Annotated in this window: 18 protein-coding genes; 12 read left to right on the top strand and 6 right to left on the bottom strand. The window is 57.0% G+C overall.

The window, feature by feature from the left end:
- Positions 1-105 precede the first annotated feature (105 nt).
- Complete coding sequence (locus tag NL154_RS15580; protein WP_221123065.1) at positions 106-1,038, top strand: VOC family protein; 933 nt, start codon at positions 106-108, stop codon at positions 1,036-1,038.
- A 10-nt stretch (positions 1,039-1,048) separates the two neighbouring features.
- Entirely contained in the window at positions 1,049-1,654 is a 606-nt protein-coding gene (locus NL154_RS15575) for an alpha/beta hydrolase (RefSeq protein WP_210630209.1), read from the top strand.
- A 177-nt stretch (positions 1,655-1,831) separates the two neighbouring features.
- Here the strand turns inward: NL154_RS15575 and NL154_RS15570 are convergent, their stop codons facing one another.
- Positions 1,832-2,074 carry a KTSC domain-containing protein gene (locus tag NL154_RS15570; protein WP_064804427.1) on the bottom strand — a complete coding sequence of 81 codons (243 nt, stop codon included), beginning with the start codon at positions 2,072-2,074 and terminating at the stop codon, positions 1,832-1,834.
- Between the two features lie 656 nt (positions 2,075-2,730).
- Here NL154_RS15570 and NL154_RS15565 point away from each other — a divergent pair.
- A complete protein-coding gene (locus NL154_RS15565) occupies positions 2,731-3,522 on the top strand; it encodes a metallophosphoesterase (protein ID WP_210630211.1) in 792 nt (263 codons plus the stop codon).
- Positions 3,523-3,712: 190 nt separating this feature from the next.
- Here NL154_RS15565 and NL154_RS15560 read toward each other — a convergent pair whose 3' ends face one another.
- A complete protein-coding gene (locus NL154_RS15560) occupies positions 3,713-5,032 on the bottom strand; it encodes a UDP-glucose dehydrogenase family protein (RefSeq protein ID WP_210630213.1) in 1,320 nt (439 codons plus the stop codon).
- 266 nt (positions 5,033-5,298) lie between these two features.
- Entirely contained in the window at positions 5,299-5,898 is a 600-nt protein-coding gene (locus NL154_RS15555) for a transglutaminase-like cysteine peptidase (protein ID WP_210630215.1), read from the bottom strand.
- Positions 5,899-6,201: 303 nt separating this feature from the next.
- Here NL154_RS15555 and NL154_RS15550 point away from each other — a divergent pair, with 303 nt between their 5' ends.
- The 5 genes from NL154_RS15550 (at position 6,202) to NL154_RS15530 (ending at position 12,955) form a co-directional block, all read left to right on the top strand.
- Positions 6,202-7,611 (top strand): O-antigen ligase family protein, encoded by a 1,410-nt coding sequence (locus tag NL154_RS15550; RefSeq protein ID WP_434732931.1) that lies wholly within the window; start codon positions 6,202-6,204, stop codon positions 7,609-7,611.
- Between the two features lie 303 nt (positions 7,612-7,914).
- The gene (locus NL154_RS15545; protein ID WP_210630219.1) at positions 7,915-9,126 is read left to right on the top strand and encodes a polysaccharide biosynthesis/export family protein; all 1,212 of its coding nucleotides are present in this window, start codon (positions 7,915-7,917) and stop codon (positions 9,124-9,126) included.
- Positions 9,127-9,209: 83 nt separating this feature from the next.
- A complete protein-coding gene (locus tag NL154_RS15540; RefSeq protein WP_434734101.1) occupies positions 9,210-9,923 on the top strand; it encodes a sugar transporter in 714 nt (237 codons plus the stop codon).
- Positions 9,924-9,974: 51 nt separating this feature from the next.
- Entirely contained in the window at positions 9,975-12,251 is a 2,277-nt protein-coding gene (locus NL154_RS15535) for a polysaccharide biosynthesis tyrosine autokinase (RefSeq protein ID WP_210630221.1), read from the top strand.
- Positions 12,251-12,955 carry a hypothetical protein gene (locus tag NL154_RS15530; protein WP_210630223.1) on the top strand — a complete coding sequence of 235 codons (705 nt, stop codon included), beginning with the start codon at positions 12,251-12,253 and terminating at the stop codon, positions 12,953-12,955. The genes NL154_RS15535 and NL154_RS15530 overlap by 1 nt, the downstream gene beginning before the upstream one ends.
- Positions 12,956-13,115: 160 nt before the next feature.
- Here NL154_RS15530 and NL154_RS15525 read toward each other — a convergent pair whose 3' ends face one another.
- The gene (locus NL154_RS15525) at positions 13,116-13,823 is read right to left on the bottom strand and encodes an Ig-like domain-containing protein (protein WP_210630225.1); all 708 of its coding nucleotides are present in this window, start codon (positions 13,821-13,823) and stop codon (positions 13,116-13,118) included.
- 687 nt (positions 13,824-14,510) lie between these two features.
- On the opposite strand from NL154_RS15525, the gene NL154_RS15520 reads away from it, so the two are divergent.
- From NL154_RS15520 to NL154_RS15505, 4 genes are all read left to right on the top strand, one after another.
- Entirely contained in the window at positions 14,511-16,130 is a 1,620-nt protein-coding gene (locus tag NL154_RS15520; RefSeq protein ID WP_210630227.1) for a right-handed parallel beta-helix repeat-containing protein, read from the top strand.
- Positions 16,131-16,608: 478 nt separating this feature from the next.
- Positions 16,609-18,372, top strand: a complete 1,764-nt coding sequence (locus NL154_RS15515; protein WP_210630229.1) for a type I secretion system permease/ATPase — start codon at positions 16,609-16,611, stop codon at positions 18,370-18,372.
- A gap of 15 nt (positions 18,373-18,387) precedes the next feature.
- Positions 18,388-19,695, top strand: a complete 1,308-nt coding sequence (locus tag NL154_RS15510; RefSeq protein ID WP_210630230.1) for an HlyD family type I secretion periplasmic adaptor subunit — start codon at positions 18,388-18,390, stop codon at positions 19,693-19,695.
- Positions 19,696-19,906: 211 nt separating this feature from the next.
- Positions 19,907-20,602, top strand: a complete 696-nt coding sequence (locus NL154_RS15505) for an SGNH/GDSL hydrolase family protein (protein WP_210630232.1) — start codon at positions 19,907-19,909, stop codon at positions 20,600-20,602.
- Between the two features lie 40 nt (positions 20,603-20,642).
- Here the strand turns inward: NL154_RS15505 and NL154_RS15500 are convergent, their stop codons facing one another.
- The gene (locus NL154_RS15500; RefSeq protein ID WP_210630234.1) at positions 20,643-21,119 is read right to left on the bottom strand and encodes a glycosyltransferase; all 477 of its coding nucleotides are present in this window, start codon (positions 21,117-21,119) and stop codon (positions 20,643-20,645) included.
- Positions 21,116-21,577: a glucuronosyltransferase gene (locus tag NL154_RS15495; RefSeq protein WP_210630236.1), complete on the bottom strand. Its 462-nt coding sequence runs from the start codon at positions 21,575-21,577 to the stop codon at positions 21,116-21,118. Before NL154_RS15495 ends, NL154_RS15500 begins: the two co-directional genes overlap by 4 nt.
- Positions 21,578-21,733: the final 156 nt, after the last annotated feature.

Below are 21,733 nucleotides of genomic sequence, written 5' to 3'. Positions count from 1 at the left end.
TAATAGACAATGCGTTTTGGTCTCTGGGTCTATTCCGGAGGCCGGCTGAGGCGCATTTATGATCCATCAAAAGCCCGCGGACTGCGGGCAAGAAAGGGGTCTCACATGCTCGATCAGATCAAGGGTCTGCACCACGTCACGTCGATGGCGGAGGACGCCCGCACCAACAATCAGTTTTTCACCCATGCGCTCGGCCTGCGGCGCGTCAAGAAGACTGTCAATTTCGATGCGCCTGATGTCTACCATCTCTACTATGGTGATGAGACCGGTGCGCCCGGCACGATCATGACCTATTTCCCGTTCCCGAAGATGGCGCAGGGCCGGCCCGGGACCGGGGAAGTCGGCACGACGGTATTTTCTGTCCCGCAAGGCTCGCTCGGCTTCTGGAGCGACCGCTTCGCCACGCTTGGTCTCGGCGGTCTGAAGGCTGAGGAAAGCTTCGGCGAAAAGCGCCTGAACTTCTCCGGCCCGGACGGTGACGGCTTCGCGCTTGTCGAGGTCAAGGATGATGCCCGCCAGCCCTGGACGCATGGCGGCATCAGCGAAGACCACGCCATTCGCGGCTTCCACTCCGTCGCTATGCGGCTGAGAGACGAGGGCGCGACGGCCGAACTCTTGAAGTTCATGGGTTATCAAGTGGCTGAGGAGCGGGACGGCATCAAGCGGCTGATCAAGTCTGACGGCAACGGCGCGCACCTCATCGACCTTGAGACGATGCCGAACATTGCCCGCGCGCTTCCCGGCGCCGGCTCCGTCCACCATGTCGCCTTTGCCGTCGAGAATCGCGAAAAGCAGCTCGAAGTGCGCAAGGCCCTGATGGATACGGGCTATCAGGTGACGCCTGTGATCGACCGTGATTATTTCTGGGCGATTTATTTCCGCACGCCGGGCGGTGTTTTGTTCGAGGTCGCGACCAATGAGCCCGGCTTCGACCGTGACGAAGACACGGCTCATCTCGGCGAAGCGCTGAAGCTGCCGCAGCAGCACGCTCATCTTCGTGCCTTGCTCGAGCAGCATCTGCAGCCGCTCGAAGCTTAGGGAGGGCAAGATGACCGAAACCGGATATGTGCACCGGCTGCGTGCCGGTGCACCTGACAAACCTATTCTGCTCGTGCTGCACGGCACCGGCGGCGACGAAAACCAGTTTTTCGACTTCGGCCGACGGCTGTTGCCCGAAGCAACGATTCTTTCGCCGCGTGGCGATGTTTCCGAATACGGCGCGGCGCGGTTCTTTCGCCGCACCGGCGAAGGGGTCTACGACATGTCCGACCTTTCACGCGCGACGGAGAAGATGGCGGCCTATGTCAAGGCGTTTGCCGACGAATATCGGGCTTCCCACATTCTCGGCCTGGGTTTTTCGAATGGGGCGAATATTCTTGCTAACGTGCTGATCGAAAAAGGCATCTTCGATGCGGCGGTTTTGATGCATCCGCTCATTCCGTTTCAGCCCCAGGCTCGCTCGACGCTCACCGGAAGAAAGGTTCTGGTGACAGCCGGGCAGCGGGATCCCATCGCTCCGGCCGCGGTGACCCAGGCGCTGTCTGCGCACCTGGAGGGCCGGGGCGCGGAAGTCAGGACGGTCTGGCATGCCGGTGGGCACGAGATCGCGCCATCGGAGATCAATGCGGTTAGCGACTTCCTCGGCGGCTATTGACCTTTGCCACAGTGGCCAAGACTGCGAACGGGGCCGGCGAATGCCGGCCCCGCATCGTCGCTGATCGACCAATTATCTGAAGCGCGTCGCGATCTTCCAGATTCGCTCCTTGCGCTTTAGGTCGCTGATTAGGCATGGCGTTGCTGCAAAACCGCAGCACAGTTTTGCGCGACATGCTCAGGGGCGATGAGGATATTTGCCCCTTATTGCCTTCATGTAAAAATTCCCCGGCGATTCTGCCATCGTCAAACCGACGACGACGCCTTTGGGGACACCTTCATATTCTCGTCTCTGGCCGTTGGTCAGATAGACCCGTAGATGCCGGCTGTCTTCGTCGTAGCTGATCGCCTCGATAAGTTTCGAATCAACCGCAGTTTCCACTTTGCACCCCGCAGTTTTGGATCTCAGATTCCTGATCAATAATCGTCATTCACGCTCGCAGCGCACCATCTTTAAGCGGCGTCGCAGGGTCGTCAAGCGTGATCTGCTTTAACGTTCATTTTTTCCGGATGCCTCTCGCTGTAGTTGATTTATGCAGCTTTTCCGGAGGCCTCGCCTGTGGAAAGCCGTCGGTTTCGAGTTCTCCCCGGTCTGGAGACTTTGGGTGGCACAGCCGAATATGAAAGAATCGATCCAGTAGACAGAAGATTAACCGGCGATTAATCATCATGTCCTAAAATACAACTTGATATTAATGATGATATCTTCTCAACGAAAACATAAGTACAGAAACGCCGTTGTCCGTGGCAGCCGTTTAGCTATCGTTGGCGAGCTTGCCTCGCTTCGCACCCAGGATTCACGCAGGAGACCCTTGCGCTTTCACCTGGGAGCTACAGGGATGGACAATCCGCATTGTTTGATGTGTTGGACGCGCAGCGTTCTGTCGCGACCCCAGACGAGGCTGGTGAAGGCGATTCAGCAAGCGGCGAAAGATCAGGTCGTTTTGAATGTGGCAATAAGTTGCGGCTACATTGTCAACGCCGCGATCAGGCCAACTTCTTATGAACACTGAGTTGCGTGCCATTGCAGCGATGGATGGGAAATCGATCAACCCGCCAATCGGTCGGGTCTCATAAATGGGTTACATGTCTAATTATCTAGGACGGTGGCGACAACAGATACCGATACTGGCCGGCAATCGTAAGAAGCGCGCTCGGTTGAGCTTTGCCGAAGGCGACTTCGCTGCGGTCTACGCCATGAGCGATGTTCACGGATGTTACAACGAGCTCGTCGAGGTGCATCGCCGCATCGAGGAGGATGCAGCACGCATTCAGGGGCCGAAACTCATCGTCATGCTCGGCGATTATGTCGATCGTGGACCCGATTCGAGCGCGGTTCTGGAGTTCCTGAGCAAGAACCCGCCGCCAGGATTTCAGCGCCTGGTTCTTTGCGGCAATCACGATGCTGAACTGGTGAAGCTCTATCGCAAACCGGCTGGTATTCTCGAATGGCTGGGTTTCGCCGGGACGGAGACGCTGCACTCATACGGCATCGATATCGAGCATCTCCTGCAGTCGGCGGCGGGAAATGAAACGATCACCCGCGTCATTCGCAATATGATACCCGAGCGACATATCCAGTTCCTGGAATCGCTGCCGATCATGGTGCGCCTAGGCAGGGTGGTTTTTGTGCATGCGGGCGTCAGACCCGGCATCGATCTCGAGAAACAAAAAGACAACGACCTGATGTGGATCCGGCAGCCCTTCCTGGACGAAGGACCGCAGCTTCCTGTCCTCGTGATCCACGGACATACTCCGGGGCGAGCCCCGACATTCGGTCCGCAACGCATCGGCATCGACACCGCGGTGTCGGCGACGGGCCGGCTGACCGTACTGACGATCAAGGGGACGAGGGTAGGGCTGCTTTAGCGCGCCGTGCGATTTTTCAGACGAAGGACGCGCTCTCCGCACTCTGGATTTGCGCATCGTATTTTTCCAAGAGTCATTTCTGATCTTCGTGCCGATGCGCTCGGCGAAGAGAGCGTGGCGCACGCTCCAAAAACAAACGCCGCGGGATTGTGCCGCGGCGTCAGAAGGTTCACATGGCTGCCAGGCTCCGTCAGGCGTCCTGGTAAAGATTGGTGCCGATACCGGTATAGGTAAAGCCGTGTTTGCGGATTTCGTCGCTGCGATAGATGTTGCGCAGATCGACCAGGACCGGAGCGCGCATCGACTGCTTCAGGCGATTGAAATCGAGTGCGCGGAACTGGTTCCATTCGGTGACGATGACGATGGCATCGGCGTCGGCCGCGGCTTCGTAAGGGCCGTTCGCATATTCGATGTTCTCGATGACCTTGCGGGCATTGTCCATACCCTCTGGATCATAGCCGACGACCTGGGCGCCGGCGTCCTGCAGCGTCTGAATGATGGCGATGGCCGGGCTGTCGCGCATGTCGTCGGTGTTCGGTTTGAAGGTCAGTCCGAGGATGGCGACTTTCTTGCCGCGAATGTCTCCGCCGACCGCCGAAATGACCTTGCGGCCCATTGCCCGCTTGCGGTTGTCGTTGATCGAGATCGTCGTTTCGATCAGACGGACCGGTGCGTCGTAATCCTGCGCCGTCTTGGCAAGGGCAAGCGTATCCTTGGGGAAGCACGAACCGCCGTAACCCGGACCGGCATGCAGGAACTTGGAGCCGATACGGCCGTCAAGGCCGATGCCGCGCGAAACGTCCTGGACGTTTGCGTCGACCCTTTCGCAGAGATCGGCGATCTCGTTGATGAAGGTGATCTTCATGGCCAGGAAGGCGTTAGCCGCATATTTGATGAGCTCGGAGGTGCGGCGGCTCGTGAAGACCAGGGGAGCCTGGTTGAGGTAAAGCGGACGATAGACTTCGGTCATGGTCTCGCGTGCCCGGTCGTCGTTCAGTCCGACGACGATCCGATCAGGACGCTTGAAATCCTCGATCGCCGCGCCTTCACGCAGGAATTCGGGATTGGAGACGACGGCGACGTCAGCTGAAGGATTGGTTTCCCGCACGATGCGCTCGACCTCGTCTCCAGTGCCGACCGGCACCGTCGACTTGGTGACGATGACTGTGAAGCCTTCCACATAGGTGGCAATCTCGCGCGCAGCCGCGTAGACGTAGGAGAGATCGGCATGGCCGTCGCCGCGACGAGACGGCGTTCCGACCGCGATGAACACAACGTCGGCGCCACGAACGCTTTCGCCGACATCCGTCGAAAACGACAGGCGGCCGGTGCTGGTGTTTTCAGCAACCAGTTGATCGAGACCCGGCTCGTAGATCGGAATGCGGCCCTCGCGAAGGGCCTCGATCTTACTCAGATCCTTGTCGACGCAGATGACGTCGTGGCCGAAATCCGCAAAGCAAACGCCTGAAACGAGGCCGACATAGCCTGATCCAATCATCGTGATGCGCATATTTCCCTCAAATCATTAGAGTAGAACGTCATGCTGCGTCGCAGCATGGCGTTCGTCATACTGAATCTGGGCCAAAAGACAATATCGAAGATCGCTTAATACCCACATCGGAAGTCGTGTCGAGGGTGCCGCTGTTCGTTGCCGGCCACCCGCTCGACAGCAAAAACATAGGTTTATGTGGGCGATATGACAAGTCGAGCGTTCGTGAGAGCCGGCTCTATTTCAATCCGGGAATGAGGCGAACTGCTCTATCGGCTGCTCGGCTGCTACAGCCGGTACCAGACGTACGGGTCCGTTCCCGATTGGATCTTGTCCCAGCGCAGATCTGTATCGCGCCAGTTCTTGATGCTGCTTTGCCTGTTGTCGAGGACCAGGTCGCCCTTGTCGGTTCTGACCACGAGGACGGCATGCCCTTCGCCGGAAGGTGTATAGGCCGTTGCAATCCGCAAGGCCCGCGATGACCAGCCCATCGCTATCAGCCGGCTGCGCTTGGTCAATGCAAAATCTTCGCAGTCGCCGCTGCGCACATTCACCTTCCAGACATCGCCGTTCAGTTCGTTGCGGGAATCGTTGCGGCCGATCATGGTACGATTGACCGTGTGGTTCACATTCTTCAGCTGCAGCATTTCCTTGTCCGTCAGTGCGATGACCGCCAGACCGTTGTTGTCGCGGCATTCGGCGGGGTTCTGGGCGCAGAACAGCACCTGGGCGAAAGGCGGAACGATCTTTTCTTTTTCGGAGATATAGCTGACCTCGGAACTGCTGGTCAGGCCGCGGGCGAAACCTGCGGGGCCGGCCGCAAGTGCAGAGCAGGCATTTCCTACTGTAAAAGCCAGTGCCAGAAGTGTAACGAAGGTTTTCTTCATCTCTTAATCCCCGTCAGGGCAAGCGATTGAGATCAGGCTTGCCTTTTGGCTCAGTCAATGGCATGGCGATTTAGTGATCTGCCAAGTATTGGGCACAGAACGCCTGTCCCGTTTCTGCTGCTTGAAGGAGCATACGCGGGTCCTGTCTCGATTGGCTTAAGCCGTTCGCGACAATTTTAACGATGTGGAATTCTGTTGCACTTTAACACGCAAGCGCTTGATATGCAACTTATGTTAGTACGAGTATATTAACCGTAATGGTTGTGATTGCCTCGTTTTCCCTGCCGGTGAGTGAAGTCCCAAATGTTATCCAACCTCATCAACAGGCAGGTCTTGCGGGAGACGATTCTCGTTGCCTTCATCGGCCTGGTGATATTGACGCTCATTCCTTTTGGGAGTGTCACACCTTTGCCCTTCGCCTTCGCCGCAATCGGAATGTTTGCTCTCGCGATCGTTTCGATATTGCTGTTTGCCGAGCCAATACAAAGCAGGTGGGTGTTCAAGATCGCCTTGCTTTTGCTCGTCGTGCTGGCGAGCTGGGCATTCATCCAAACGATTGAACTGCCGGCAAACTGGCTGGCAAACCCCGCCTGGGGCGCTGCGCGCGATCTGGCGGGCGTCCAATATGCGGCGATCTCCGTCGAGCCGGCCGACACGCTTGCGTCGATACTCAGGGTGGCCCTGCCTTTCATGACTTTTCTGACCGGACTTATCTTGTGCGATACCGATCAACGAGCGCGGAAAGTGCTGACCAGCCTGGGGCTCGCGGCGGGGGGCATCGCTGTTTTCGGCCTGCTGCAATTTTCGATGTTTCCCACCATCCTGATCGTCATAGAGAAACACGCCTACCTCGACAGCCTGACGGCCGTCTTCGTCAACCGCAATACGGCCGCGACTTTCCTCGGGCTAGGAACGTTGCTCATGCTGACGCTGGTCAGGGACAATGCCCGGTCTTACTCAGTCCATCCGCCCGGCGAACCAGGCCGAAACCTTCTGCTCTTGAGAACGTGGATCTATATTCTGCTCCTATGCGCATGTTTCACCGCGTTGATGCTGAGCCGATCACGCGCCGGAATATTCGCGACCTTTGTCGCCGCGCTCATTTATTTTCCCTGGCTTGCCCTCAATTGGAACGGTTCAAGACAACATTTGACACCGGTGTCGAAATGGCGTTCGGTATTGAAGTTTCTCTCGGCGGTCATTTTCGTCGTCCTGTTGCTGAGCATGTTTGCAGGGCAGGCGATTTTGCGCGCGCAGGAACGGCGGCTCGAGGATGATGATCGTTTCTGTATTCTGCCGGGCATATGGCGTGCCATTTCGGATCACTGGCTAACGGGAACCGGCCTTGGAACCTTCCGCACCGTGTTTTCAGCCTACCGCGATCCCGCCTGCGGCATCTTCGGGATTTTTGACCGTGCGCACAATTTCTACCTCGAAGGCATTCTGGGTCTGGGGATAATGTTTCCGGTTGCGACGTTTCTTGTTTTTGCAGTGCTTGCGAAAGTCTTCCGGCGCGGGCTCTCCGACAGGCGGCGCCTGCGACATTATGTTCTGCTCGGCATAGCGGGGACCGTTCTGGTCGCCCTTCATGCCGCGGTCGATTTTTCGCTGCAAATCCCTGGTTTCGCGGTATTTTTTTCCGCATTCCTGAGCGCCGTCGTTGCGATCAGCCTCGGCCGCAGTCGCGGCGAAATCGATCGGCAATATGGGTGATCGATCCGCGCCAAACGGCTTTAAATGAATGGAATTTATGAAGGTTTTTCGAAAATACCGATTTGATTGGGGGCTGCGGGTTGACTCTTAAACGCAAGAAATTTTATAGCGGACGCAGCCTTTAGATTATTGCCGGCGTCAGAGAGCCGGGCTGAGCCGTTCGTTTACTGAAGGGCTCGGCGTTGCCGGGCTGCCACAGTTAGAGAATGATAAACGGCATTCGGTAATTATTGATCAGGGATTGTCTTGTAATTTGTCCGATTGCGGAGCAGTAGCTTCAAGGGCGTCAACACGGGTTATTCTATGGGTTGTTTTCCTGTCGGTAGTACACGCGTCGCCATTGTTGTAGCGCTAACGAGTATTTTGGCAAGCTGCACGTCCTTGCCAAGATCCGGTCCAGATCACAAAGATGTCGATCGAGGGGCCGCGGTAAAGGTAACAACGAAGGAGCGTCGCGTCGGTATCGACTACGCCCTGGTTGACCTCAGCAAGAACGTCCTGTCCTATTTCACCTCTCCGCAACCGACCTCCTTCAAGGGTTTTGGCGGTGGGCGCGGTGGAGCGCCTGAAATTCCGCTCGGTTATGGCGATGTCGTCGAGGTTGCGATCTTCGAAGCTCAGTCCGGCGGTCTCTTCATTCCCTCCGACGCCGGTAGCCGGCCCGGCAATTATATCTCTCTGCCGGCGCAGACCATCGATAGAAACGGAACGATCACGATCCCCTATGCGGGTCGCGTTCCGGCTGCGGGTCGCCTGAAGGAGACCGTCGAGCAGGATGTCGAAGATCGTCTGGCCAGCCGCGCAATCGAGCCGCAGGTGGTTATCACCACGACAACCAACCGCTCCAGTCAGGTGGCCGTGCTTGGTGACGTCAACAATCCGCAACGCGTTCAGATCAGCCCGGCCGGTGAGCGCATCCTCGACGTCATTTCCGCCGCGGGTGGTTTGACGACCAATAACATTGAAACGAATGTGACGCTGCAGCGCCGCGGCAGAACGGCGACCGTCGCCTACAATACGCTGTTGAAAAATCCGGCGGAGAATATCTATGTCGCGCCGGATGACACGATCTCGGTCGATCATGAGCGCCGTACCTATCTCGCGCTCGGCGCCGCCGGCGTCAGCGGCCGGTTCGATTTCGAAGAGTCGGATCTGACTCTCGGGGAGGCCATCGCGAAGGCGGGCGGCCTGCGCGACGACCGAGCGGACCCGGCCCAGGTTCTGCTCTATCGCCTTCTCCCGAGGAAGACGCTTGCGGCGATGCATGTAGATACGACGCGGTTTGCGGGCGATACGGTTCCCGTGATTATCCGCGCCAATCTTCGTGATCCGGCAACCCTGTTTGCCGCTCAGCAATTCAAGATGGAAGACAAGGATATTATCTATATTTCCAATTCGGACTCTGTCGAATTGGTCAAGTTCCTTGACATCGTAAACTCGGTATCGTCCACTGTCGCCGGCGTGTCGGACGACGCACGCGATACCCGTAATGCGGTGCAAGAACTCGGAAATTAAGTGGGAAAGAGCCGGCGCCGAACGCGTACGATCGGCGCCGCGGCCTGTTTTCGACAGCGGATTTGATGAAGGAAGCCACTTTTATGGCAAGGTTTAGTGTTCATGGTAAACTTGCATATAGCGGAATTGCCGCGGCAATTTTTGTCGGCATGACGTCGGGCGCCTTTGCGGCTGCTTGCCTGGGTCCTGCAAACCTGACTTCCATTGATGTCGGCGGATTTACGGCCAATCCCGCCGTTCTGCTCGATATGTCCGATCCGTTGGTTCTGTCGTCGCGTGTTCGTGCGCTGGTCGGAAGCAGCAACGACGCGCTGTCCCCGGTGATCGAGCAGGCCAAGAAGGCGAATGCCGCACAGATGGCGGCCATCGGCTCCGGTCTCGCGCGGGCGGCAAACAGCTGCCAGGTGACAGATCCGCAATTCAAGCTTGTTATCGAAAAGGCTGTCGCCGAGGCGGCGAGCGCCGATCCGAACCTCGCGCCGCTGCTTGCTGCCTTTGCAAAGGTCCTGGCCGAAGGCGGGACCGCGGCTCTCGGCCCTGGCGCAAGTGCTGCCGCCGCAGCACCCGGCATCGGCAATGATGGGCAGGTTGGACAAACCGGCCCGGGGTCGGACGATGGCACGCCTTTCGACGGCGCTGCGACGACTGCCGGTACGCTGATAGTTTCGAACGCAGATTCCGACTCGTCTTCGAGCACTACTAACACTACTACTACGTTTGTCAGCACGAATGGAGGAGGACAGTCGTCCGCTGACACGACGGAGTCGACGAGTCAGAGCGTCCCGGTCACACAATAGCTGGAATTGCCTGTAGATCTTGGCGCTTGACGCCTTTGTTGGAGATCGAAATTGCTGTCGCCAGATAAACTTACGCCGCGTATCGACGCCTCCCGCGATACAGGAAACGAAGCTGATTTCATCGATTTCGACAAGCTGATCGCAATTGTTCGCCGGCAATGGCGGATCGTAGCGGTGTGCGCTTTCGCCTTCGCCATTCTTGGTGTCGTCTATGTGCTGACTGCGGTGCCGGTCTACACGGCCGAGACCAAAGTGCTGATCGACCGCAGCGACAATCAGATGATTAACCAACTGGCGGCTTTCGGCCAGCTGGACGATGACGAGGGCACGGTCCTCAGCCAGGTCGAGCTGTTGAAGTCCGACACGATCGCCTATGCGGTCGTCGACAAGCTGAAACTTGTCGATGATCCTGTATTCACGGCGCAGAAGAACTCGCTTTTTTCTGTCGCAACGCTGAAATCCCTGGTCAATTTCCGCTCCTGGTTTGCCGACGACGGGGCCGTTGCTCCTGATGCGGAAATGAAACGGCGATGGGCTGCGGAAACCGTCGCGGGAAATATCGATGTCGAGCGTGTCGGCAAATCCTACGTCCTCGACGTCAGCTACACCTCGCAGTCGCCGGATCTGGCGCGAGAAATCGCCGCTGCCATCGCCGATGTTTATCTGGTTGATAAGCTCAATTCGAAATATGAGGCGACACGCCGGGCCGGCGAGTGGCTGCAGGAGCGTATTGAAGAACTCCGGCAGCAGGCGCTGGACACCGACCTCGCAGTGCAGAAGTTCCGCAGCGAGCATGGACTTGTCGAGGCAGGATCGGGCACTTTGCTCAGCGAGCAGCAGCTTTCCGAACTGAACAGCCAGTTGATCAAGGCTCAGGCCGAAACGGCGCAGGCCGAGGCGAAATATACTCGCATCAAGTCGATCATCGAAGCCAAGCAGACCGATGCGATCGTGACCGATGTGCTTGACAGTTCGATTTCAAACGACCTTCGCAAGAAATATCTGGAAGCTTCGAAGCTCGAGGCCGAGATCGAGGCGCGGCTTGGTCCCGACCACGTGCAGGCAGTCCGGCTCCGTGCTGAGATGGCCGAATATGAACGGCTCATGTTCGACGAGCTGAATCGCATCGCCGAAAGCTATCAGAGCGAGCTCACCGTTGCGCAATCCCGCGAAAAATCGCTGCGCGACAGCGTTGATAAGGCAACGGGTGTGGCGGCAACGGCGGGCGAGACGCAGGTGCAGCTCCGCGAACTCGAGCGGACGCGGGATACTTATAAGAACCTCTATCAGAGCTTCCTGGCGCGCTATCAGGAAGCGATCCAGCAGCAGAGCTTCCCAATTACCGCCGCACGCATCATCACGACTGCGGAGACGCCGACGAAGCCGAGCGCGCCGAAAAGAAGCCTCGTCATCGCTTTCGCCATGTTCCTGGGATGCGCGTTCGGTAGCGGCATTGGCGCTTTCCGTGAATTCCGCGATCGCTTCTTCCGCACCGGTGACGATGTCAAGGATATGCTCGACGTCGAATCACTTGGCGTCATGCCGTTGATCGAGAACAACGTCGAGGATCCGACGCTCGTCGATCCCGGGAACCCGCGAAGCATCGCCAGGGGCGGCAAGACCACGACTTATGTCGAGGAGCATCCGCTGTCGGCATTCGCCGAGACGCTTCGAAGCGCGAAGATCGCGATCGATATCAGTGCCTCCGACCAGCGCTGCAAAGTCATCGGTGTGGTGTCGAGCTTGCCCGGTGAAGGCAAGTCGACGACCGCCATCAATTTTGCCAAGCTTTTGGCCATGCAAGGGGCACGGTGCCTGCTGATCGACGCCGATATGCGCAATCCGGGAGCGACGCGGGCCATCGGCCGCCACGCGGAGGCCGGCTTGCTTGAAGCAATCGTCGACAATCGCCCGCTGAAGGATCTCATTCTCCTTGACCCCAAAACAAAGCTCGCATTCCTGCCGACCGTGGCACGCTATCGCGTTCCGCATTCGTCGGAGCTGCTCGCGTCGCGCGGTATGGATCAGCTTCTCGAGCTTGCGCGTCAAAGTTTCGATTACATTATCGTCGACTTGCCTCCTCTGGCTCCGGTGGTGGATGCACGCGCCATTAACCCGAAGCTCGACGCGGTCGTTTTCGTGATCGAGTGGGGCAAGACTTCGCGGAAGGTGGTTCAGTCGACACTGTTGTCCGAACCGGATCTCTATACGAAGTGCGTCGGTGCCATATTGACCAAGGTCGATCCGGCGCAGATGAAGCTCTACCGGACATTCGGTTCCAGCGAGTATTATTATAAGCGCTATTCGCGGTACTATACCGAAAGCTGATGCTCGGCATTCGGTATGTTTCGCCCACGAGAATCGTTTTCCTCCTCGTCGCTGTGGTCTTTACGGCGCTGGCCGGCCGAGAACTCTATGCTTCGATAAGGACGGCCAGCATTTCGCTTGTCGCCGAGAGGATAGAACGCGGCGAAACTGTCGCGAACGATGTCGCGGCCAGATATGCGGCGCGCGCTGTCGAGGTGGTCGACGGACACTATTGCCGATCTGACATCGTCGCCGCCGGCGTCACGCTCATTCTGACGCAGCTCGATCGACAGAACGTCAATGTCAACTACGACGCTTGGGCCGCTGCGGCGTCAAATGCGCGTCAATATTTGCGGCATGCCCTCTCGTGCATGCCGACAAATAGCAACTTTTGGCTTCGACTTGCGGCCGTGCAGTCGAAAATCGCAGAAGATCCAGTCTCGATTGCGGAAATGATGAAGCGTTCGGTCGTGCTCGCGCCCCACGATCAAGGAATGATTTTATCGCGGTTTTATTTCTGGAACGATTTTACCAGCGTAACCCTTTCCGCTGCAAAGATTGCGCTTGATAGCGATCTCACCACAATGCTGAAACTTGGCGATCGCTGTATGGTCAATGCCGCGATAAGGAAGGTCAACCCGCAGCTCCGCCCGATCTTCGATCGAACTTGGGCGAGCGTAGGAGAGGGGGCTACAGCGCGGTTTCGACAGCGCTGCGGCAGATAATCGTTCTCCGCCATTCCTGAAGAGCGTAGCAAGCTTAAGCTGCCTAAACCCGCATCTGAGATGAAACATTGTCAGAGCGGACAAAGCAGGTCTTGATACAACATCAACAACGTCCGCCGCGTAAGCGGCGGGCGCTGCATCATCGATGGTTTATCGATGATCAGACGGTTGCGCCGGAGACGACGTCCGTGCCCGTGATGTTGAGCGTTAGAATGCCGACATCCGTATGGCCTTCACCGTCGGAGATCTTGTAGTACTGGATTGTTTCGGTGATATGGTCGCCTGGAGCGATATCCGAAGCTAGGTCATAGGTAAACGAGCCGTCCGCCTTGACATGGAAGGTCCCATAGGTGCCGGCAATGTTCGTTGTTGCGGTCGGGTCGCCGTTTACGCTGGTGTTGGCGAACTGACGCAGGAAAAGATGGCCATTGTCGCCAGGAATGTCGTTGGTCAGCAGATTGCCGGCGATGGCGTCACCCTCGTTGAAGCTGAGATGGTCGTCAACAGCAATCGGCTTTACCTGGGTGACACCCTGGATATTCAGCGTGAATAGGCCGAAATCGGTATGGCCGGCGCCATCGGAGATCTTGTAGGAAACCCGTTCGTGGAGCGTCTCACCGGCGGTGAAGCCGACCTTTGCAGCGTCACTCAATACGTAAGTATAGCTTCCGTCCGGCTTGACGTAGAACGTTCCGTAGTCGCCTGCGATTGCGGTAATCTGATTGTTGCCCTGCTTGGCACCAACGCTCTGGTGGTCGAAGGCGCGAAGGAAAAGGTTGCCATCGGATGTGTCGTTGCTGAGCAGGTTCCCGGAAATGACGTCGGTTTCCAGAAATGTTGCAGTATCGTCGGTTGCGTGAATAGCCATCTGTGTCTCTCCTTGAAATTGCTCTTCGCCGGTCACTTTTGACTTCGGCAAGCCGGATGATTAAGAGTATCTTAATACATGGAGTCAAGCGTGTAGTTAACGACAGACAAGCACTTCAGAGTGTATTGATCTGCAAGTATACGCGCGCAATGTGCATAAGTCGATGAAAGTCCTAAATATTATAGTTTTAACAATTAGTGATCGCCCGTGCCGTTGTAATCTCGCTGTATGGTTCTTTCGCGATTAGAAAATCGTTGTTCCATGACAAATGTAGTAATCTTGTCCGACAGTGTATCACCCCGTAGGGCTATTGTGTAATCGCGACGGATTATTAAGCGGATTTGCAAAGTCGCAGGGCCCTCTCCCATCGGTTGGTAGTCTATCGCCGAAAATAACCCTTCCGTTTACCGCATATAGGTTCAGTTTGGGAACGTTGTGCTGCGCTGGAGCGGGTATATGCCGGCTTCAGCTTGCTGCGGATCACAGTGCGGTAGTGTGCCGAATCGAGGTAGAATGGGCGTTGGTGGCTCTGCAACCCTATCGCGGTACAATATTTTGAGTACACTAGAATAATCATGCTCCGAATGTAAGAATATTCCGAGATATCGCGCATTTTAGTGTTTCATTTTAGCAGCCGGAGAGATGTCCGCAGTTAGAAGGTCTTCCATAACCTCGGGAGATCGCAGCATGACCGTCTATTACGTGAATTCAGTAACGGGATCCGACCATAACAGCGGAACCGGTGAGAGTTCAGCCTTTGCGACGTTGTCCGCTGTGGAAGCCTTAAAACTAAATCCTGGCGACAGCGTGCTGCTTGCTGCCGGAAGCGTCTTCAACGAACAGTTCGACCTGAAATATTCCGGCACTGTCAGCGCTCCGATCACCATCGGCAGCTATGGCATCGGTGATGCGCCGGTCATTCACAGCAGCAATAACGGGATACACGGTTCCAAGGCTTCGAACATCATTGTCGAGAACATCAAGATCGCCGATACTGGCGCCAACGCGATCTATGCAGGGAGTGTATCGAACTGGATCGTCCGCAACGTCGAGGTCTCGAATACCGGTCAGGCCGGAAAGGCCGGCTCGCTCAGCTTCCAAAGCAGCCAGAACATCACGATCGAGAATAGCACCCTGACCGGTGTGCATGCCGATGGCATTTGGATGGATAAGGTCAAGGGCGTCACCCTCGTCAACAATACCGTTACCAACAGTCAGGGGAGCGTGGCTGACGCCATTCAGCTCAACAACAGCAGCAATATCCTGATCAAGGACAATCATCTCGAGCAGACGGAAACCAATAGCGCCAAGGGCGTCCTGGTGCTGATCCGGGCTCAAGATGCCGTGGTTGAGGGCAATACCCTTGTCGGCGGCGGTTTCGGGCTGAGCGCTCAGGCGGGCACGAACATCGCCATCCATGACAACGACATCTCTGGATATGGCGGCTACAGTTGGTCGTACGGCATCGGTCTTGGCGACTCCGGCGATGCGAAAAATTACGATATTAGCGGAAATTACCTGCACGACGGCGTCTACGGCGTCCTGGTCAGCGCTGTCGGCAATCCCGCCTATGTCCGCGAGAACATCATTGTCCACGACAATGTCTTCGACGACCTGACCGCGTCGGCACTGAAGGTCGACAGGTCTGCATCAGGCTCCTTCTATGACAATGTCATCGATAGTTCGGTGTCGACGCTGACGATGCCCGCTGCAATCGCTGCGCAGAACACGTTCTCCATCGGTGAAAACAAGACGCTCGAACAAGCGCAGGCCGAGCTTGACAGCGCAGCGGGCAGCGCGAGCGGCGACACGTCGTCGAGCAATGAGCAGACTCCTGTCGCACCGGTTTCCGAGCATGTGGAGGTACCGGCGCCTCAGGTAGGTTCTCCGGCGCCCAGCATGGAAACGCCGGCCACGACCGCGCCTGCAGCGGTCGTTCCGAAAATTGTTGCGGTCCACGATAGCTTGAAGATCGCGGAAGATACCGGCAGTGCCTATCACGGAAATCTGCTTGATAACGACAATGCGATTAACGGCACAATACTGCTTCGCCGCTTCGGTGACAGCGCGGTGGACAAGCACGGCCTGACGCTGACCGGAAAATACGGCGTCATCCACGTCGAAAGCGACGGCGATTATAGTTATACGGTCGATGCCACCAAACTCGCAGGCCTCAGCGGCAAAGTCAGTGAGTTCTTCCAATACAAAATCTCCGATGGCGCTTCCCATATCGATACCGACAGCTTGAGCGTGTCGATCAACGTCGACGCATTCCATAGCAGTCACGCCTCGCACGTCCTGGCGTGAGGCTGTACCGGAGTCTGGCGCATTCCCGCGAGCCGCGGGCGGATTCAATTTGCGAGGCGGCCAAGTTTTCGCTGGTGGGCGATGCGAACGGCACCCTCTTGATCGGAAAAGTTCGCGTCTGTAAAAGCCAAATCAAACTACAGATTGCATTTATAGTTTAGTTCGTCAGTAAAAGCCGGATTTTAGTTGCCACATGCTCGCCGCTTTTAACCCTTATTGGCGGTCTTGCGATATTCACTTGCTTCGGCTCGTTTACTTATCGTAGTGTTGAAGTTAGACCGCTGAAATTGCTCGTGTTAAGTTTGTATTTTCGGTCATTTTCAGTGGGATTTATGTTCTACGTCATGGCTCGCAAGCGGGATCGGCAACGGTGCCGGGGATCCGAAGGCAGCCATGTCAATGATCGGATTGATGGCCGGTAACTGCACTGTGGACCAGCATTTCGTTGGTGCGCGATGCGGTAGAAGAGGATTGCTTCGTGTTTCAAAGTTCAGCAGCTGATGTCAATGAACCGTCCAAAGCCTTGCGGAAATGCAAAGGAGGACTGATCTTCATTGGTATAGCTAGCGCGCTTATCAACATACTTTATCTGACAAGTTCATTTTTCATGCTTGAGGTGTATGATCGGGTCATTCCCAGCAAAAGCATACCGACGCTGGCCGCCTTGGCAATACTTGCGTTGACTCTTTATGTTTTCCAGGGCGCGTTCGAAGTTCTCAGGAGCAGAATGCTCGTTCGCGTTGCCGGTGCGCTTGACGAGATGGTGAATGGGCGGGTGTTCCGGGCGTTGATCAAAGCGCCGCTGAAGGTCAAGATCGGCGGAGACGGGCTTCAGCCGCTGCGGGATTTCGATCAGATAAGAACGTTCTTGTCCGGCATGGGCCCGACGGCAATGTTCGATCTGCCCTGGCTTCCTTTCTATCTCGTTATCTGTTTCCTTTTTCATCCAGCAATTGGATATATCGCGATCGGCGGATCGCTCGTTCTCGCCATTCTGACGTTCCTGACCAACCAGGGCACGCGCACGCTCTCCAAGCGGCAATCGGAAGCCGCCAACATGCGCAACGGATTTGCGCAGAGCTCGATCCGCAATTCCGAGGTCATTCATGCCATGGGCATGGCAGGCACCATGGCCGAGATCTGGGACCGCAAGAACGGCGAATACCGGAACATCACCCGGCAGGCATCGGATGTCGGCAACGGATATGCGACGCTGTCGAAGATTTTCCGCATCGCCCTGCAATCGGGAACGCTGGCAACAGGCGCGATCCTGGTCATTCAGGGTCAAGCCTCTTCGGGTATTATCATCGCCGGTTCCATCCTGACGTCCCGCGCTCTGGCGCCTGTGGAGGCGGCGATCGGAAATTGGCGCGGTTTCGTTTCCGCCCAGCAGAGCTGGGCGCGGCTTGCGAACCTGCTGAAGACAATTCCGGAGATCCAAGCCCCTCTCGCGCTGGCTGCACCTTCCAAGCAGGTCACGGTTGAAGGTGTCGCCAGCGGACCGCCGGCCGGCCAGCGGCTGGTTATTTCCGATATCAGCTTCGGCCTGAAAGCCGGGAGCGCTCTCGGGGTCATCGGCTACAGCGCCTCTGGCAAATCGTCGCTGGCGCGGGCGATGATGGGCATCTGGCCGACGGTCAGAGGATCCATTCGTCTGGATGGCGCGGCGCTTGACCAGTGGGACGGCGACGCACTCGGCCGGCATATCGGTTATCTTCCGCAGGATGTCGAGCTCTTCTCCGGCACCGTCGCGCAGAATATCTGCCGCTTCGCTAAAGAGATGTCGCCGGAAGCGGTGGTTACCGCGGCGAGGGCGGCGCGCGTTCACGACCTCATTCTGCGTCTGCCGAACGGTTACGAGACCGAAATCGGCGAAGGCGGTGCTGCGCTTTCTGCGGGCCAGAGACAGCGTATCGCGCTTGCGAGAGCGCTCTACGGCGAACCATTCCTCGTCGTGCTCGATGAACCGAATTCCAATCTGGATGAGGAAGGCGAGCGGGCGCTGAGTGCTGCGATCATGAGCGTGCGTGCACGTGGCGGCATCGTCGTTGTCATCGCGCATCGCTCCGGCGTTCTGGCAGTGTGCGACTTCGTGCTGATGATGCAGGAGGGCAGGATGATCGCATTCGGTCCTAAGGAAGAAGTTCTGGCGCGGGTCAGCCGGACCGAGGCAGCACGAACCCCGATTGCCGAGCGCGTGGCTCAGCTTAAGGTCGTGGTCGACGGCAATGCGGCGGAATAGGCCGGAAGGAAGATCGTGAGCAAAGTTATTAGTGAATCCAAACGCTCCCTCAATCGCCATGTGGCGGTTGTCGGCGCGCTCTCCATTGCGTTGGTTTGCGGCATTGGCGGTTGGGCGGCGACGACGGAACTTTCCAGCGCCGTCATCGGAGAAGGCGTCGTTGTCGTCGACGGCGACGTCAAGAAGATCCAGCATCTGACGGGCGGCATCGTCTCGGAACTTCTGGTCTCCGAAAACGAGCATGTGTCGGCCGGACAGGTTTTGATACGGCTTGATGGAACGGCGACAAGAGCACAGCTGTCGATTGTCGAGAGCACGCTTGCTCAGCTTTATGCGCGCCGCGCCCGCCTGAAGGCGGAGCGGATCGGCGCCGAGTCGTTCGAAGTCGAAGAAAACCTCAGCGATCTGACATCCAGCACCGCGGCGCAGCAGCTGCTCGACGGCGAGCGAAAGTTGTTCGACAGCCGCAGATCGGCGCTGACCGGAATGAAGAGCCAGCTGGCGTCGCGCAAGGATCAACTGGGCGAGCAGATCAAGGGCTTGGTCGTTCAGATTAACGCCACAAGCGATTCCCTCGGCTTAATCGAACAGGAGCTCGAAGCCGTCGATGTTCTCTACAAGAAGGGTCTGGTCACGCTTCAGCGTTTGAATACGCTCAAGCGCGCCCGCGCCGATCTCCAGGGTAACAGCGGTCAGGAAATCGCTGCAAAGGCAGAGGCCGAGGGCAAGGCGATCGAAATCGACCGACAGTCGATTCAGCTGGATGAGGATCGCCGTTCGGAGATCGCAAAGGACCTGACCGATGTCGAAGCTCAGATCGCCGAAAATGAGGAGCGCCGCGGCACTGCGCTCGATCAACTCCGCCGTCTCGACATCACCGCGCCGCTCAGCGGCCGCGTTCACGAATTGTCGGTGCACACCGTCAATGGCGTTATCGAAGCCGGTCAGACGCTGGGGCTCGTCGTTCCCGAAAATGACGATCTTACCGTCCAGGCGAAGGTCGCTACCCGCGATATCGACCAGGTCCATGTCGGCCAATCCGTCGATGTGCGTTTCAGCGCTTTTGATCAGCGCACGACGCCCGATGTGCAGGCGGTGATCACCTCAATTGCGCCTGATATCGTCAAGGATGAGCGGACGGGGATCAGCTACTATCCACTGCGCGTCAAGCCGGAGGCTCAAAGTATCGCGAAGCTGAAATCGATAAAGCTCTATCCCGGCATGCCGGCCGAAGTCTTTATCAAGATCGGCGACCGGACCGTCATCTCTTATCTCACAAAACCTCTGACCGATCAGATGCAGCACGTATTTCGTGAGGAGTGATTGGCGCTCCTCGGCGTCGTTGCGGCATGTCGAGGCAGCTGCTATCCCGGTTGGATGCGAGGCTGATTTGCGCACTGAAGCGGACGTGACAATCTGTCCTTCATGATATTGTCTCAAGCCTGCTGCAAGGTCGGCTCCAAGGGCCTGCCAGCCGTTCCACAAGGTTCTCCTGCCGGGCGACGTATAGCTCTCGCCGAGATATGGTTCTGTCATGATATGTTTGCGGCTTTGGCGAGCGGCGCCGACCGAGAGGCGACTGGCATCGGTTCTGGTTCTGCTTTTAGCGTGCCTCGTAATGGTTTTGATGACTGGAAAGAGTGATGCCGAGAACCTTCCGCCGCTGAAAATTGTGGCTTTCGGAACATCGCTGACAGCGCGCGGGGGATGGCAGCCCGGCCTCCAGACAAGGCTTTCTGCCTGCCTGCAGAGATCCGTGAGAGTGGAGAGCGTCGCAAAGAGCGGCGAGACGTCGACATGGGCTTTGACCCAGCTCGATCGGGTCGTTGCCGAGCAGCCGGATATTATTCTGATCGAGCTCTACGCCAATGACGCGACATTGCATCGGTTCGTGTCCCTGGCACAAAGCCGAAGGAATATTGCCGACATTCTCGATCAGCTTCGTCAACGCCTGCCGCGGGCGCGGATCATCCTCATGGCGATGAATCCATTTTCGGGACTGCGGGGGCTAATCCGTCCTTTTGCCGGTAGCTATATCTCGGCTCATCAGGCGGAAGCACGGAAACGCGGCCTGGAGTTTATCGACTATCGGCCCGATTGGGAGCGTCTGACCCCTGACGATCTGGCCGCTGCAATTCCTGACGGCGCCCATCCGAGGCCCGAAGTCGCATCTAAGATCATCGTTCCCCAACTCGCCCGGCACATAGCCGGCCGCGATTGCAGAGAATGAATTTCCTCTGTCTCGAGGGCGTCTGCGCCCGTTGGCGGTTTCAACCTGCCGCGAGATAACCCTTTAAATACTTGACCAGCGACGTCCGGCCGGCATCGGAAACATCTTCATGAGAGGGGCTGTCCAGGTCCTGCAGGAGATAGTCCTTGAGTTCGTCATCGCTTTGGGCGACATAGATGCCCGGCCGGCCGACAAGCTGACTGACCGTGGCAAGCTGGTGATCGTTTCGATGCTCACCAAGAGCCGCCTTCCGTGGAACAAGAATGATCGGTTTGCCGAAACGCTTCGCCGTGAGGACCGTGCCGATTCCCGCGTGAGAGACGATGACAGTCGCATCGCGAAAGACCTTATCGAAGTCCGCAGGCTCGATATTCTTGATCCATTTCATGTTCTGTGGAGTATAGGTGCCCTTGCCAATCTGAGCCAGCACCGGTCTGGTCAGATCCTTGGCGAAGGTATCGACGGCCTTGACGAGGCGATCAAACGGCAGCTGCGTTCCGACGGTGACAAGGATCAAAGGACAGCTCCTGCGTAATGGGGGCCATCCGGCCGCGAGAGATGTTGCCATTGCGTGAGCCAGAGCGTTGCAATATGGCCGGCCAATTTTCCCGATAAGGAGAGTTTCTCGACATTGGCGACACTATCGATCCAGATCGTTCGCTTGCCCATGAGCCTGCCGGCCAACAGGCAGAACAGGCCTGGAGCTGCTCCCGTCGACAGGATGACATCGGGCTTCAGCTTGAAGACAATGTAGAACGCGCTGAAAAAACACTTGATTGACATAACGATCGAGTCCCGGCTGCAATCGGGCAAAACCAAGCCATTGCTGATATCGTACTTTTTTAAGAGACCGGGAATCGTGGTGGCGAAAAATACCTCGCTACCCTCAAAGGCAGCGCGCATAGCCATCATCTGTTCCCAGTGACCACCTCCGGACGAAGCGGCGAGAATTTTCCGTTTTTTTCCGTCAGTCATATTAGGTCCATCCTCGCACTATCTTATGGTTCGCGCTGCTATGGTGTCTCAGCATATTTAGAGCCCGCTGAGAATTGTTCACATTTTGCGAGCCATGCGTTGGAGAGTGTGATTTCCTATTGCAATGCATCATTTTTGAATGCAATGCAATGCAAG

Origin of the sequence: Rhizobium sp. YTUHZ044 (assembly GCF_051123975.1) — a bacterium.
Taxonomy (GTDB): domain Bacteria; phylum Pseudomonadota; class Alphaproteobacteria; order Rhizobiales; family Rhizobiaceae; genus Rhizobium.
The sequence above is the reverse complement of the archived record's forward strand: the minus strand, read 5'-3'. Positions and strand labels throughout refer to the sequence as shown.

Bases quoted from the DNA above. Each gene is read 5' to 3' on its own strand.
- NL154_RS15525 (WP_210630225.1), bottom strand. From the start codon at position 13,823: ATGGCTATTCACGCAACCGACGATACTGCAACATTTCTGGAAACCGAC.
- NL154_RS15560 (WP_210630213.1), bottom strand. From the start codon at position 5,032: ATGCGCATCACGATGATTGGATCAGGCTATGTCGGCCTCGTTTCAGGC.
- NL154_RS15520 (WP_210630227.1), top strand. From the start codon at position 14,511: ATGACCGTCTATTACGTGAATTCAGTAACGGGATCCGACCATAACAGC.
- NL154_RS15550 (WP_434732931.1), top strand. From the start codon at position 6,202: ATGTTATCCAACCTCATCAACAGGCAGGTCTTGCGGGAGACGATTCTC.
- NL154_RS15545 (WP_210630219.1), top strand. From the start codon at position 7,915: ATGGGTTGTTTTCCTGTCGGTAGTACACGCGTCGCCATTGTTGTAGCG.
- NL154_RS15495 (WP_210630236.1), bottom strand. From the start codon at position 21,577: ATGACTGACGGAAAAAAACGGAAAATTCTCGCCGCTTCGTCCGGAGGT.
- NL154_RS15565 (WP_210630211.1), top strand. From the start codon at position 2,731: ATGGGTTACATGTCTAATTATCTAGGACGGTGGCGACAACAGATACCG.
- NL154_RS15530 (WP_210630223.1), top strand. From the start codon at position 12,251: ATGCTCGGCATTCGGTATGTTTCGCCCACGAGAATCGTTTTCCTCCTC.
- NL154_RS15540 (WP_434734101.1), top strand. From the start codon at position 9,210: ATGGCAAGGTTTAGTGTTCATGGTAAACTTGCATATAGCGGAATTGCC.
- NL154_RS15505 (WP_210630232.1), top strand. From the start codon at position 19,907: ATGATATGTTTGCGGCTTTGGCGAGCGGCGCCGACCGAGAGGCGACTG.
- NL154_RS15555 (WP_210630215.1), bottom strand. From the start codon at position 5,898: ATGAAGAAAACCTTCGTTACACTTCTGGCACTGGCTTTTACAGTAGGA.
- NL154_RS15575 (WP_210630209.1), top strand. From the start codon at position 1,049: ATGACCGAAACCGGATATGTGCACCGGCTGCGTGCCGGTGCACCTGAC.
- NL154_RS15580 (WP_221123065.1), top strand. From the start codon at position 106: ATGCTCGATCAGATCAAGGGTCTGCACCACGTCACGTCGATGGCGGAG.